Here is a 13967-nt window from a genome sequence, read left to right as displayed (position 1 = left end):
CGGCACTGCTCATCGCACCGGGCGCTTTTCCAGCTTTCGAGCCAGAGTGCGCCGGTGCATTCCCAGACGCCGGGCGGTCTCGGAAATGTTGAAATCGGTTGCGACCAGTGTCTCGTGAATGCGCTCCCATTCCAGATTTTTCAGCGAGGTCGGGCGGCCATCCACCGGAACGGCAACGTCGCCGCTCGCCCGCTCAAACGCTGCTTCGATATCATCCGTATTGGCGGGTTTGGCCAGATAATGGCAGGCGCCAAGCTTGATGGCTTCCACTGCCGTGGCAATGCTGGCAAAGCCAGTCAGCACCACAATCTTCATTTCCGGCGCACGTGTGTGCAACAGTCTGATACATTCCAGGCCGGAGCTTCCTGCCAGTTTCAGGTCCACAACGGCGTAGTCCGGCGTTTCCGCCAGCAGCAAGGCAGCAACATCGACCGGCGTTTCGCGCATCTCCACCCGATACCCCCTGCGCTCGAAAGAGCGCGCAAGTGTTCTGGCAAAGGTTGCGTCATCCTCAACGATCAGCAGAAACGGCTTAGTCTCCATGGGCCACACTTTTTGCCGACAAGGCGGCCAATGGCAAGGTCAGCGTAACGATGGCTCCGCCTTCCGGGCGGTTGGCGGCGGTTACCGAGCCGCCGAGTTTGCGCAAAACATTCACCACCAGAAACAGACCAAGCCCGCTTCCGGTGCGGTTTTTGCTGGATCGGTAGGGCCTGCCAAATTCGGCCAGCATTTCATTGTCAAAGCCGGGTCCGGCATCGCTGATTGCAATGACAACATGACCATTGTTGCGCATGGCGGTCAGCTCAATCCAGTGCGGAGAAACGTCAAACGCATTGTCCAGCACGTTGAACAGCACCTGCTTCAGCGCAATGTCCGAAACAATCGGCTGGTCCGGTGCCACCATATTGCGATACTTAACCTGCGTGGACGGACGGCTTTCACTCCATTCAGCCACCAGCCCGTCAAGAAAGCCGTTAACGGTGGTGCGCACCGTGCCCTCTCCACGCGCCTCGCCCGAAGACATCAGAATGCCGGAAACGATGGTTTTGCAGCGGGTAAGCTGACCCTGCATGGCTGACAGCTCCTGCGCCAGTTCCGGGTCGTCTTTGAATTGCGGCATGCGCCGCCAGTCATTAAGAATGACAGACAGGGTTGAAAGCGGTGTCCCCAACTCGTGCGCTGCACCCGATGCCAGAAGTCCCATGCGCACAATCAGGTCCTCTTCGGCGGATTGCTGGCGCAGTTCTGCCAGTCTCTGATCACGCGCGCCAATATTGCGGTTGATCCGGGTGATGAAAAACACCAGGAGGCAGGCCGCAAGCACGAAGCAGATAAACATGCCGTGGATGTGCATGGTCAGAAATGCACTGCCATGGTGCATGTCGGTTGCGATGGGGCGGTAGAAAAATGTCAGCAGGACGAAGCAAGCGCTGGTTATGGCCACAATCGACCAGACAGACCATGCTTTCAACAGAACAGCGCCCAGAATGACCTGCAGCAGAAACAGGAAGACAAACGGATTGGACGCACCGCCGCTAAGGTAAAGCTGCAATGTCAGCGCGGCCACATCCAGCAGCATTTCAAGAAAAAGGCCGGTGTTGGAAACACTGCCCGACCGCCAGTACCGCAGCAGGCTCAGCGCATTGAGCAGCAGCAGAAAAACAACCACCATGCCCATTTGCGCAAGGGGCAGCGCAATTCCCAGCCAATAATGAACATAGGCTATTGTGGCAACCTGCCCGAACACGGCTATCCAGCGAAGCTGGATCAGAAGCAGCAGGTTTTTTCTGGCCGTGGTGTCCTGAATTGAAATGGTGCCGCTCCGTGCTGCCGCCTCATCATCGACCCACCCGCTATCGGGCAAAATACAGATAAGCCATCGGTACCCAGATCAGTGTTGTTGTCGCAAGGCCTTTCAATGTCTGATAGGCAATCCAGAGCCAGAAATAGCGTCTGATCCAGCTTTTAAATGTCCGAAACATACCTTTCCAGTCTGTTGGCTTTTTCACATCCAGCGACCCGGGAACCATTTGCGCTCACCATGCCTGTTGTTCATCTTTTGATGATTCAGCGGTAATTTGCTGGCGGCACTCTTACCATTGGACATTCTGTCCAAGGGCGTGGCAGTTTGCCATCTGTTAGACCAGTTCCAGTAAAGCAGGAGATGCCAGTCATATGCGGCTACTGGAAATACCAGAAACGGGATCAGCGACATGTTTGGCCTGACGGCGCTTGAGCTGGCGCGCATCCAGTTCGGTTTCACCATTTCCTTCCACATCATTTTTCCCGCCATCACCATTGGTCTGGCCAGCTATCTGGCTGTGCTGGAAGGCCTCTGGCTGTGGAAGAAAAACCCGATCTACCGCGATCTGTATCACTTCTGGTCCAAGATCTTCGCTGTCAACTTTGCCATGGGCGTGGTGTCCGGCCTGGTCATGGCCTATCAGTTCGGTACGAACTGGAGCTATTTTTCCGCCTTCGCAGGCAGTGTCACCGGCCCCTTGCTGGCCTATGAAGTGCTGACGGCGTTTTTCCTGGAGGCCGGTTTTCTCGGCGTCATGCTGTTCGGCTGGAACCGGGTTGGCCCGGGGCTGCATTTCTTTTCCACCATCATGGTGGCGCTTGGCACGCTGGTTTCCGCGACCTGGATTCTGGCTTCCAACAGTTGGATGCAGACGCCGCAGGGCTTTGAAATCGTCAACAACATCGTTGTGCCGGTGAACTGGTTCGAGATCATCTTCAACCCGTCATTTCCCTACCGTCTGGCGCACATGACGGTGGCGGCATTTCTTTCCACAGCACTGTTTGTCGGCGCGTCAGGCGCGTGGCACATGCTGCGCGGCAACGACAATGCCCGCGTGCGGAAAATGCTGTCCATGGCCATGTGGATGGTGCTGGCGGTGGCGCCTCTGCAGGTTTTCATTGGCGACCAGCACGGCTTGAACACTCTGCAATATCAGCCGGCAAAAATCGCCGCGATCGAAGGCCATTGGGAAAATACGCCCGGTGAGGGCGTGCCGCTGATCTTGTTTGGCTGGCCGGACATGGAAGCCGAAACGACGCGCTACAAGATCGAAATTCCCAATCTTGGCGGGCTGATCCTCACGCATGAGTGGAACGGTCAGTATCCCGGGCTCAAGGAATTCGCCCCGGAAGACAGGCCGAACTCCACTGTGGTGTTCTGGAGCTTCCGCATCATGGTCGGGCTTGGCATGCTGATGCTGCTTCTGGGCTTTTCCGGCCTGGTGCTGCGGTGGCGGCGTTCCTTCTATGCCAACCGTCTGTTTCTGCGCTTTGCGGTGTGGATGGGTCCTTCCGGCCTGATCGCCATTCTGGCCGGCTGGTACACAACGGAAATCGGCCGCCAACCGTGGATTGTCTACGGCGTCATGCGCACAGCCGATGCGGTGTCCAACCACTCCGCTCTGACAATGAGCGTTACATTGATCATCTTCATCATCTCCTATTTCTTCATTTTTGGAATTGGCACGACTTACATGCTCAAGCTGGTGGGCAAAGGCCCTGAAATTCACGAGGACGAGCCAGCGGAAGCCAATGCGCGCCAGAATGCAGGACGGCCCTCCCGTCCGCTTTCCGCCGCCCCGGATGATGTTGGCGCCCCCGGTTCGCACGGCTCTGACAAAGGAGAATGAGCAATGGGTATTGACCTGCCAGTCGTCTGGGCTGTCATCATTGCTTTCGGGCTGATGATGTATGTCATCATGGACGGCTTCGACCTTGGGATCGGCATTCTGTTTCCGTTTGTGCCCGACAGAGATGACCGGGATGTCATGGTCAACACGGTTGCGCCCGTCTGGGATGGCAACGAGACGTGGCTGGTGCTGGGTGGCGCGGCGTTGATGGCGGCGTTTCCACTGGCCTATTCCATCATTCTCACTGCACTCTACCTGCCCCTGGCCTTCATGCTGCTTGGCCTGATCTGCCGGGGGGTGGCGTTTGAGTTCCGGTTCAAGGCCGATGAACATCACAAGCCGTTCTGGGACTATGCCTTCATGGGCGGGTCCTATGCCGCAACATTTTTTCAGGGCGTGTCACTGGGCGCTTTCCTCAATGGCTTTGAGACCGACGGGCCAACCTATCTTGGCGGCGTGCTGGACTGGATAACACCCTTCAGCCTTTTCACCGGTTTCGGGCTGGTGGCAGCCTACGCATTGCTGGGGTCCACCTGGCTGATCATCAAAACCGAAGGCACTTTGCATGAACGCATGATTGCGCTGGCCAAACCGGTGACATTCGTTCTTCTGGTGGTGATCGGCATTGTCAGCCTGTGGACGCCTATGGCGCACCCGGATATTGCCGCCCGCTGGTTCAGCTATCCGAACATCATTCTGTTTTCGCCAGTGCCAATTCTGGTGTTGCTGACCAGTTGGGCAATTCTGAAATCGCTTAAGGGCACTCCGCATTCCGCACCGTTTCTGCTGGCCCTGTTCCTGCTGTTTCTGGGCTATAGCGGGCTTGGCATAAGCCTGTGGCCCAACATCATACCGCCGGACATCAGCATACGAGAAGCAGCCGCACCGCCGCAGAGCATGGGCTTTGCGCTGGTGGGCGCGCTGTTCATCATCCCGATCATTCTGGCCTATACTGCGTGGTCCTATTATGTCTTCCGCGGCAAGGTCAAAGTTGGCGATGGGTATCATTGATATGGCGCGCGTCCCGCTTCAACGAACATCCACAGCTCCCAAATCCTGGGTCAAACGGGTGGGCTGGCTTGTGCTGATCTGGGTTGTCAGCGTTACGGCCCTTGGCACGGTGGCCTATCTGTTCCGTTTTCTGATGAAGCTTGCGGGTTTGAGCCTGTGAGCGAACGCAGGCTGGCAGCGCGCGCCGAGATTGCCAGGAAACAGCAAGTCAGCTACACACAGCCGGAAATGGGCTGCACCGGACAAGGGCAAACAGCACTGTGCTGAACTCACGTGGAAATGTGCATCGTTTATGGGTCGCGCTGGTCGTGGCCTACATGCTTGTTCTCCAGTCTGTGGCCGGCGCATGGGCCCATGGTGTCGGGCCGGACAGTTCGCGTCTGGATGCATTCGGCAACCCACTTTGCATCACCAGCACTGACCAGCACACCGGCAGTTCCGATCAGCCACACAGCAATCTGCCGAATTGCTGCACCCTTGGCTGCGGCATGTTTGTTCAGGCACTGGCTGCCACTGGAAACAGCGGCTCGGTCCAGGCATTTGAGCCCTTTCCCCGGCTGATCGCGTTTCCCGCGCGAAGTGAAGCCAGCACACCGCAGCCCGATTACAATCCGGGCAGTCCGCGCGCGCCACCTTTCAGCGTTTGAGGCAAAGCGCTTCGCGTGATCCCGCGGTCACCTGTTGCGCGTTAAACCCTTGTTCTGGCGCATTGAATTGCTTTTGAAACGATGTCGTTCCAACGCAAAATGCTCCAGCCGGGATATTCTCTCGAACACAATCGATTCTGATCGTCCCGCCGCCCTGTGTGGCACGCATGAGCGATCTGAAATGAAGCTGAAAGTTTAACTCATGAACATCCAAGCGCTTCGCTTGCCGCATCTTCTGGCGGGTGCCGCCCTTATGGCGCTGCTGCCTGTGGCAAACATTCCCATGGCTCAGGCCCATGATTTCAAAAGCGGTGATATTGAGGTGGACCACCCATGGTCCAGAGAAACGCCTCCGGGTGCCAGGGTTGCAGGTGGTTATGTGACCATTCGCAACAATGGCGGAACGGCTGATCGCCTTGTGGCGGTTTCAGCCGACATTGCCGGTAAGTCTGAAATTCACGAAATGTCGGTCAATGAGCAAGGCGTTATGACCATGAGGCCGCTGAGCGACGGCGTGGAAATTCCGGCCGGTGGTGAAGTTGCCCTCAAGCCCGGCTCATTCCACTTCATGTTCATGGAGTTGAAACAGCCGCCGCGCAAAGGCGAAAACTTCGCTGGCACCCTGACTTTTGAACATGCCGGTGAAGTGGCCGTTGAATTTGCGGTCGAAGCCATGGGCGCGCAGCCGGAAAGCGGGCATGGCAGCGGCCACGGCCAGCACGGCGGCTAAATCATGCGTGGATCAAGGCTGGTTCCATTGCTGACATTTGCCGTCAGTGCGGTGGCGTTGGCGGTCATATCGCTCGGTTTTTTCCAAAAGGCGGAAGCGCCTCGCGGTCTGGTGGTTGACGAAACGATTGCCAGTATCGGCGGTCCGTTCGAGTTGACAACTCATCAGGGCGAAAGGCTGACCGATCAGGACCTTAGGGGCTCTCCCTTTGCGGTGTTTTTCGGTTTCACCTTCTGCCCGGAAGTCTGCCCCACGACTTTGTGGGAGATGACGGACGCGCTGCAATCCTTGGGAGATGACGCCGCCAATTTGAAAGTGCTGTTCATCACCGTCGATCCTGAGAGGGACACGCCGGAGGCTCTGGAACGCTACCTGCAATCCTTCGACCCGCGCATTACCGGTCTCACCGGCACACCGGAAGAGATCGAGGCAGTGAGCGAAACCTACCGCGTGTTTTCGCGGAAGGTGCCGATCGACGGCGGTGATTACACCATGGACCATACGGCAACCACATACCTCATGGATTCCAACGGCAGATTCACCAGCACGATTTCCTACGAAGAGCAAAAGCAAACACGAATGGAGAAATTGCGCCTGCTGGCCGGCAGATAGCAAGACCTTCAATACCATTCACGCAGGACAGCTGCGCTGCGGCCGCCCCGGTTTCGGGTAGCCACGCGGCAACGGCAATCTGCGTCCATTTTACAGAGAGAAAACCATGAAAAAATTCAATCTTATACTGTCAACTGTTGCACTGGTTTCATTCGGCACGCTGCAGGCTTCTGCGCACATCACGCTTGAGCAGCAGGAGGCTGCAGTTGCCTCCGGTTACAAGGCGGTTTTTCGTGTCGGGCATGGTTGTGAGGGCAAGCCCACCAACACCGTTCGGGTACAAATTCCCGAGGGTGTTATTTCGGTAAAGCCGCAGCCTAAGGCAGGCTGGACCGTTGAAAAGCAGCGCGGCGAATATGAGCGGGCCTATGATTACTACGGCACACCCATGACCGAAGGCGTCAAGGAGGTCATTTGGGGTGGCGGCAGCCTGGCGGATGATGAGTATGACGAGTTCGTTCTTCGCGCCTATCTGACTGACAGTCTGGAACCCGGAACAACCCTGTACTTCAAAGTGGTTCAGGAATGCCCCGACGGTGCAGCAGAACGCTGGATCGAACTGCCGGCTGATGGACAGGATCCGCATGAGCTGGAAAGCCCGGCCCCGGGTGTGATGCTGCTTCCGGCAAAGTCGTAACAACAAGCAGGCACGCGGGCTTTGCCGCCCGCGTGTCTTTGTACTGTCGAGGGGAGTGTTGCCCGTGCCGCTTTTGTTGAAGCTGAATTCAGGTCGCTGGCGCATTTTTGCGCTGAGCACCTTGCTTTGTCTTCTCGCCATCTGGCCTGCTCTTGTCGGTCAGGCTTCTGCGCACGCATCTCTGGTCAGTGTCGATCCGGCAGATGGTGCGATGGTGGAAACCGCTCCGCCCGGCTTCAGCCTGACATTCAGCGAACCCACCTCTCCTCTGGTGATCAAACTGCTGCGGCCAGATGGCGGCAGCGATGTTTTGAGCGATATCACCCTGCAAGGTTCCACCCTGCGCATTGCTGCGCCCGACAATCTGGGCAATGGAACCTATGTGCTGAACTGGCGAATTGTTGCACAGGACGGCCATCCGGTTGGCGGCTCATCGATTTTTTCCATTGGCGCACCCAGTACACCTCCGCAAATCGCCGATGAAATCGACTGGCCGGTTCGGATGGCGATCTGGGCCAGCAAGGTGGCGCTGTATATCGGGCTTTTCTTCGGCATCGGCGGTGCGTTCTTTGTGCGCTGGTTCGGCAGCGGTTCACCGCAGCTTCGGCCTGTTCTGGCAGGCAGCATTCTGGCGGGTCTGGCAGGCGCGTTTCTTTCCGTTGGCCTTCAAGGGCTGGACGCCCTGGGAGCACCAATTTCCAGTCTGGGCGCCGGGCTTTTCTGGCAGACCGGACTGGGCACAAGCTTCGGCAATACGGTGCTGATTGCAGTCCCGGCTTTACTGGCCGGTCTTTGCGCTCTGTCTTCAGGCTCGCTCTGGAACAGGTTTCTGGCAATGGCGGCGATGATCGGCGTTGGTCTGGCGCTGGGCTCCAGCGGCCATGCCAGTGCAGCCTCACCGCAATGGCTCACAGCACCAGCAGTTTTTGTTCATGCGGTGTGCATTGCTTTCTGGGCGGGTGCTCTTCTGCCGCTGCGCGTGGCGTTTGCCTCTGCCTCGCCAGCAGCGGTTTCAACGCTGCAACGCTTCTCCCGCATCATACCCTATGCACTGGTTCCGTTGCTGGCGTCTGGCCTGTTTCTTGCCGTCATACAGCTTGGCCGTGTCGATGCGTTGTGGGCCACCGCCTATGGCAATGTGCTGCTTGCCAAGCTTGCCCTGCTGGGGTTTTTGTCTGGCGCAGCGGCTTATAATCGCTATCGCCTGACCAACAAGGTAACGCAGGGCAATCTGACAGCAACGGCAAGCCTGCGAAAATCCTTAAGGTGTGAAATTGTGCTGGTTGTTGCAATTCTGGCCGTTGCTGCTGTTTGGCGCTTCACACCACCGCCTCGTGCGCTGGATGAGGCGGCTGCGATGCCGGCTTATGCTCATGTGCACAGCGCAGAGGCCATGGCAGATATTACCCTGACACCCGGCCGTGCCGGCCCGATAGACGCCAGCATTGTTATCATGACGGCAGATTTCGGCCCGCTGGATGCAAAGGAGTTGCAAGTCCGGTTCATGAACGAGGCAGCAGGCATTGATGCAATTACCCGATCTGCCGTAAAGCCGGGGGATGGCACATGGCGGGTGGACGATCTGACATTGCCGGTTGGCGGACACTGGTCAATCCGGCTGGATATTCTGGTTTCAGACTTTGAATTGCTGAAACTGGATGGCGCAATAGACCTGCGCAAATAGCTCAGCTACCCGGCCCTGAAAATGGCAGGCACACCGCCAAAAAACGCCTTGACCGTGCGGGTCACAGCCGCCTCAACATCGTCTGTGACCTTTGTTTCGTAAATATATTTGCGGATGGCCATGTAAAAGACGCCGCCATGCAGCGCCCAGAACAATTCTTCCTCCGCCTCTTGCGGTGCATGCTGCGGCAGGTTCAGCTCTTGGCGCATTTCAGCTATGGCCGGAAGAATGATGCGCGTGCGGACAATGTCCAGATAGCGCTGGGGCAAGCCATAGGAGTTCAGGCCGGACGCAATGAATATCCGCACCCATTCATATTCAAACACGCAAGCGGCGTAAGCCTGGTAAAAACGCACCATCCGGTTTTCCAGCGGCTGGCTGCGATCAATGATCCAGTCCTGCCATTCGGCCTGCCAGCGGCTGGTATAGACATGCTCATACACCCGCTCGATCAAGGCTTCCTTGCTGTCGAAATGCCGGTAGATCACCGCATGTGAAATGCCAAGCCGCTTGGCCAGCTCTCGCGTCTGGCCGTCAAACCCGCATTCGGCAAAAAAGCGCACGGCACCTTCCAGGATGTGCTGTTCCCGCTCCTCGCCCCGCATGTTCTTGCGTTGCCGCTGGCGCAATGGCTGGTCCATGTCCCGGCTCCATCAGGTTTCATCAACACCCTCTAGACCGTTTCAGGCGATGGTAAAAGTGACCAAACGGTTATTTGTACTTGCATGATCTGACCCGACATGCAACTTATAACCAAATGGTTACAAATTGCATCGGCCTGACCACGGAGCAATTGCCGGATGAAATCACCGCCATTCGACTATCAGCGTGCCAGCAGCATTGCGCAGGCGATGGATATTTATTCCGGCTTTGATGGTGAGGCACTGTATCTCGCCGGTGGTCAGAGCATTCTGCCCTCGCTGGCGCTGCGACTGCAGGCCCCGGCTTTGTTGATTGATATTTCCGGCATCGCCGAGCTTGGCGGCATAGTCCTCACTCCCGCCGGCTTGCGCATTGGTGCAATGACAAGGCACGAAATTTTGCGACAAGACAAACTGGTGGCAGACCATGCGCCATTGCTGTCCATGGCCGCCCCCTTTGTTGCACACACATCCATCCGCAACCGCGCCACTCTTGGCGGAAATATGGTTTTGGCCGACCCGGCATCCGAGTTTCCGGCAGCGGTGCGCGCATCGCACGGTGTTCTTGAAATAGCCGGGCCAAATGGCACGCGTGAGGTTGCGGCAGACGCATTTTTTCAAGACCTGTACACAACGGCGCTGAAGCCGGGGGAAATACTGGTTTCGATTACCATTCCCCCTTCCCCAGCGGGTTGCATCAGCAGTTTTGACGAGATTGCTCGCCGCCATGGCGATTTTGCGCTGGTTGGTGCGGCCATAAGGTTGCTGGTTGAAACCCGTGTCGTAACTGCCGCAGATATCTGCCTGCACTCGGTCGGGCCAACCCCCATGCGGGCGCAGGCCGCGCAGGACGCACTGGTCGGCCTGTCTTTGTCGGAAAACGCAATTGCCGGCACGGTGTCAGCGCTGGCAGACGACATCGCCCCCGATGATGATGTGACGATGCCCGGTGCCGTGCGGCTGCATCTGGCGCAGGTGCTTTTGCGCCGCATGCTGACCCAGCTTGCAGCACCCGAACAACAGGAGCGCGCAGCATGAAAATGCCGGTAGAGCTGACCGTGAATGGCGAGCGGATCGCCGATCTTGTTGAGCCTCGAACCAGCCTTGCCGACTTTCTGCGCGATCGTTTGCGGCTGACCGGCACCCACACCGGCTGTGAAATGGGCGTCTGCGGTGCGTGTATGGTGCTGCTCAATGAACAGCCAGTCAATTCCTGCCTAGTGCTGGCAGTACAGGCTGCCAACGAAGAGATACAGACCATCGAGGGTCTGGCGGAACAGGGTCTGCTGCGCGATCTTCAAACCAGTTTCCACGAACGCAATGCGCTGCAGTGCGGCTATTGCACATCCGGCATGCTGATCAGCGCCCATGCACTTTTGCTGCGCGAGGCTGTGCCGGACCGGGAAAGCATACGCGCAGCCTTGTCGGGCAATTACTGCCGCTGCACTGGCTATGAAGCCATTGTTGACGCCATTGCCGCCACGGCAACGCAGCGTCAGCAAGCAGCGCGGGGCGCAGCATGAGGGCGGATCGTCCAGCTTCTTCCGGGCATATTGGCCGTGCGACAAGACGGCAAAACGCCCTTCGCCATCTGGCAGGGCGGGGCCAGTATGTAACGGATCTGCAATTGCCGCGCATGCTGCACGCAGCCTTTTTGCGCAGCCCTATGGCACGCGGCAAAATTGTTGCGCTCGACACGGCAGACGCTTTAGCAATGCCGGGCGTTGTTGCGGTTTACACGGCGGCAGATTTGAACCCGAAGTGCCAGCCCTGGACCAGCCATCTGGACCACTTTGCCGGCATGGTGTCTGCACCGCAGAATATATTGGCAGAGGGCGAAGTCCTCTGGGCAGGACACCCCGTTGCCATGGTTGTGGCGCACAGCCGCGCCGAGGCGGAGGACGCCTGCGAGGTCATTCTGTTTGATCTGGAGGAAATGCCGCCGGTTTGCGGAGTGGAAGCGGCAATGGACCCGCAGACGGCGCCCGCCGCTCCAGGGCTGGAAAACAATATCTGCTTTCGCAACACGTTGAAGACAGCGGGCTTTGATGCGGCATTCGCCCGCGCTTCACATGTGGTGGAGGGCACATATGCCAGTGGTCGCCATACAGCGGTGACGCTGGAGCCGCGCGCCATTGTGGCAGATTATGACCCTGCTGCCCGGCAGTTGACCGTGCACCACGGCACCCAGACACCTTTTCAGTTTCAGGACATTTATGCACGCCACTTCGGCCTGCCCGACAACAAGGTGCGGGTCATTGCGCCGGATGTTGGCGGCAGTTTTGGCATGAAGCTGCATTTGTACAATGAGGAAATGGCCGCTGTTGCCGCCGCCATGGCCCTGCACCGCCCGGTGCGTTTTGTTGCTGATAGGCTGGAAAGTTTTTTGACGGACATTCATGCCCGCGACCACCATGTGAAGGCGCGCATGGCGCTGGATGACGATGGCGCAATTCTGGCTATGGAGGTCGAGGATCACGCACCCATTGGCGCGTTTTCCGCCTATCCCCGCACGTCTGTGGTGGAGGGCAACCAGGCATTCCGGCTCATGGGCGCGCCCTATCAAATGGCCGATTACCATGGCCGCCTGACTGTGCTGTTTCAGAACAAGGTGCAGACAAGCCAGTACCGCGCCGTCGGGCACCCGGTTGCCTGCATGGTTACGGAAGAGCTGCTGGACCAGGCGGCGCGGGAAATGAACATCGACCCGTTCGAGATCCGCGCACGCAATGTTCTGCGTGACGACAGCTACCCTTGCGCCTCGGCAACCGGCTACCGGTTTGAAAAGCTCAGTCATGAAAAGTGCCTGCAAAAGCTGCATGACATGATGGACTATGACACCCTGCGGCAGGAGCAGGCAGCGCTGCGGCAAAAAGGCATTCATCGTGGCATCGGATTGGCAACATTTGTGGAAATAACCAACCCCGGCGCAGCATTTTATGGCGTCGGCGGAGCGCGCATTTCCGCGCAGGATGGCGCGATTGTGCGCCTGACGCCCGGTGGCGAGGTGCATTGCGCCATTTCCGTTACCGAGCAGGGCCAGGGCACTGAAACCATTATTGCGCAGATTGTTGCCGACCAGCTTGGCGTTGCGCCCGAGCAGGTCAAGGTCACAACGGGCGATACGGATGCGACGCCCTCTGGCGGGGCAACATGGGCTTGTCGTGGGGCGGGCATTGGCGGCGAAACCGCTTTGCGTGCCGGGCGCGACCTTGCAGACAAGATCACCGCCATTGCCGCCGGAATTCTTCAGACCACGCCAGACAGGCTGGCGCTGCGCAATGGCGCCGTGGTCGAGGCTGAAACGGGGACAGAGCGCCTGTCCCTTGCAGAACTTGGCCGCATTGCCACTTACCGGCCGGACACGCTGCCACAAGGCCTGGACACTTCCCTGACCGTGGCCCGGCATTTTGCCCCATCAGGTTTTCCATTCGGTTTCACCAACGGAATTCAGGCGTCACTGGTCGAGGTGGATGTTGAGACCGGGCTGGTCAAGCTGCTGAAACACTGGGTGGTGGAAGATTGCGGCCGCATTATCAACCCGCTGCTGGTGGACGAGCAAATACGCGGGGGTGTGGTTCAAGGGCTTGGCGCAGCCCTGTTTGAAGAATGCCTTTATGACGAGAATGGGCAACTGTTGAATGGCTCGTTGGCCGACTACCTTGTGCCAATGGCCTGTGAAATGCCCGACATGGAAATTGGCCATGTGGAAACCCCGACGGAAGATACTCTGCTGGGTGCAAAAGGTGTCGGGGAAGCTGGGACTGCGGCATCCGGCGCTGCGGTGATGAACGCAATCAATGATGCGCTTGCGCCTTTTGGCGCGCGCCTGACCACAACCCCGATGACCCCGGCCCGCGTTCTTGCCGCTCTGGGCGTTGGCACTCAAAAAGGGAATGATGAATGGAACTGACCGGAACCCACCAGCTTGACCAGCCGCCTGAGGTTGTCTGGGCGGCACTGTTTGACAGCGCTGTTCTGGCAGAGGCAATTCCGGGTTGCACCGCCCTGGAGCAGACAGCCGATAATGCCTTTGCCGCGACGGTCAAGCTCAAGATCGGGCCTGTTTCCGCGCAGTTCAAAGGTGATGTGGAAATTTCCGACATCAACGCACCGCACTCCTGCCTGCTGACTGGCAAAGGCTCTGGCGGTGTGGCAGGCTACGCCAAGGGCTCTGCTAGGGTGGAGCTTGAACCTGCCGAGGGCGGCACGATCCTGCGCTACACTGCGGATGCGGCACTTGGCGGCAAACTTGCATCTCTGGGAAGCCGCCTGATCCAGTCCACCACCAACAAGCTGGCTCAGGAATTCTTCACAAATTTCAGCCATAGGTTGAACTCTTAAAGCGA

The 13967-nt window shown here is 58.0% G+C and carries 15 protein-coding genes; 12 read left to right on the top strand and 3 right to left on the bottom strand.

Annotated elements, in window-relative coordinates; genetic code table 11:
* Window positions 1-9 precede the first annotated feature (9 nt).
* Entirely contained in the window at window positions 10-543 is a 534-nt protein-coding gene (locus FPY71_RS03540; protein WP_149297685.1) for a response regulator transcription factor, read from the bottom strand.
* Window positions 533-1867 carry an ATP-binding protein gene (locus tag FPY71_RS03535; RefSeq protein ID WP_246160113.1) on the bottom strand — a complete coding sequence of 445 codons (1335 nt, stop codon included), beginning with the start codon at window positions 1865-1867 and terminating at the stop codon, window positions 533-535. The genes FPY71_RS03540 and FPY71_RS03535 overlap by 11 nt, the downstream gene beginning before the upstream one ends.
* A gap of 349 nt (window positions 1868-2216) precedes the next feature.
* On the opposite strand from FPY71_RS03535, the gene FPY71_RS03530 reads away from it, so the two are divergent.
* The 8 genes from FPY71_RS03530 to FPY71_RS03495 all read left to right on the top strand — a co-directional run bounded on the left by FPY71_RS03530 (window position 2217) and on the right by FPY71_RS03495 (window position 8977).
* Window positions 2217-3656, top strand: a complete 1440-nt coding sequence (locus FPY71_RS03530; RefSeq protein ID WP_149297684.1) for a cytochrome ubiquinol oxidase subunit I — start codon at window positions 2217-2219, stop codon at window positions 3654-3656.
* 3 nt (window positions 3657-3659) lie between these two features.
* A complete protein-coding gene (gene cydB / locus FPY71_RS03525; protein WP_149297682.1) occupies window positions 3660-4667 on the top strand; it encodes a cytochrome d ubiquinol oxidase subunit II in 1008 nt (335 codons plus the stop codon).
* Window position 4668: 1 nt separating this feature from the next.
* Entirely contained in the window at window positions 4669-4827 is a 159-nt protein-coding gene (locus FPY71_RS03520; protein ID WP_149298645.1) for a DUF2474 domain-containing protein, read from the top strand.
* 100 nt (window positions 4828-4927) lie between these two features.
* On the top strand, window positions 4928-5314 hold the full coding sequence (locus FPY71_RS03515; RefSeq protein ID WP_149297680.1) for a hypothetical protein: 387 nt from the start codon (window positions 4928-4930) through the stop codon (window positions 5312-5314).
* 202 nt (window positions 5315-5516) lie between these two features.
* On the top strand, window positions 5517-6044 hold the full coding sequence (locus FPY71_RS03510) for a copper chaperone PCu(A)C (RefSeq protein WP_149297678.1): 528 nt from the start codon (window positions 5517-5519) through the stop codon (window positions 6042-6044).
* Between the two features lie 3 nt (window positions 6045-6047).
* Window positions 6048-6656, top strand: coding sequence for an SCO family protein (locus tag FPY71_RS03505; RefSeq protein ID WP_149297676.1), 609 nt, complete (start codon window positions 6048-6050; stop codon window positions 6654-6656).
* A 106-nt stretch (window positions 6657-6762) separates the two neighbouring features.
* Window positions 6763-7293 carry a YcnI family copper-binding membrane protein gene (locus FPY71_RS03500; protein WP_149297674.1) on the top strand — a complete coding sequence of 177 codons (531 nt, stop codon included), beginning with the start codon at window positions 6763-6765 and terminating at the stop codon, window positions 7291-7293.
* Between the two features lie 64 nt (window positions 7294-7357).
* Entirely contained in the window at window positions 7358-8977 is a 1620-nt protein-coding gene (locus FPY71_RS03495; RefSeq protein WP_246160112.1) for a copper resistance CopC/CopD family protein, read from the top strand.
* A 5-nt stretch (window positions 8978-8982) separates the two neighbouring features.
* On the opposite strand, the gene FPY71_RS03490 is transcribed toward FPY71_RS03495, so the two are convergent.
* Complete coding sequence (locus FPY71_RS03490) at window positions 8983-9618, bottom strand: TetR/AcrR family transcriptional regulator (RefSeq protein WP_246160111.1); 636 nt, start codon at window positions 9616-9618, stop codon at window positions 8983-8985.
* A 159-nt stretch (window positions 9619-9777) separates the two neighbouring features.
* Between FPY71_RS03490 and FPY71_RS03485 the strand changes: the two genes are divergently transcribed.
* The 4 genes from FPY71_RS03485 to FPY71_RS03470 are packed head-to-tail and all read left to right on the top strand — an operon-like array spanning window position 9778 to window position 13962.
* Window positions 9778-10656, top strand: coding sequence for an FAD binding domain-containing protein (locus FPY71_RS03485; RefSeq protein WP_149297670.1), 879 nt, complete (start codon window positions 9778-9780; stop codon window positions 10654-10656).
* Window positions 10653-11141, top strand: a complete 489-nt coding sequence (locus FPY71_RS03480) for a (2Fe-2S)-binding protein (RefSeq protein ID WP_149297668.1) — start codon at window positions 10653-10655, stop codon at window positions 11139-11141. Before FPY71_RS03485 ends, FPY71_RS03480 begins: the two co-directional genes overlap by 4 nt.
* Window positions 11138-13531, top strand: coding sequence for a xanthine dehydrogenase family protein molybdopterin-binding subunit (locus tag FPY71_RS03475; RefSeq protein ID WP_149297666.1), 2394 nt, complete (start codon window positions 11138-11140; stop codon window positions 13529-13531). The genes FPY71_RS03480 and FPY71_RS03475 overlap by 4 nt, the downstream gene beginning before the upstream one ends.
* Window positions 13522-13962: an SRPBCC family protein gene (locus tag FPY71_RS03470; RefSeq protein ID WP_149297664.1), complete on the top strand. Its 441-nt coding sequence runs from the start codon at window positions 13522-13524 to the stop codon at window positions 13960-13962. The genes FPY71_RS03475 and FPY71_RS03470 overlap by 10 nt, the downstream gene beginning before the upstream one ends.
* The last annotated feature ends 5 nt before the right edge of the window (window positions 13963-13967 follow it).

This window comes from Aureimonas fodinaquatilis (assembly GCF_008369445.1).
Classification (GTDB): domain Bacteria; phylum Pseudomonadota; class Alphaproteobacteria; order Rhizobiales; family Rhizobiaceae; genus Aureimonas; species Aureimonas fodinaquatilis.
This window is presented reverse-complemented; position numbering and strand designations above follow the sequence as displayed.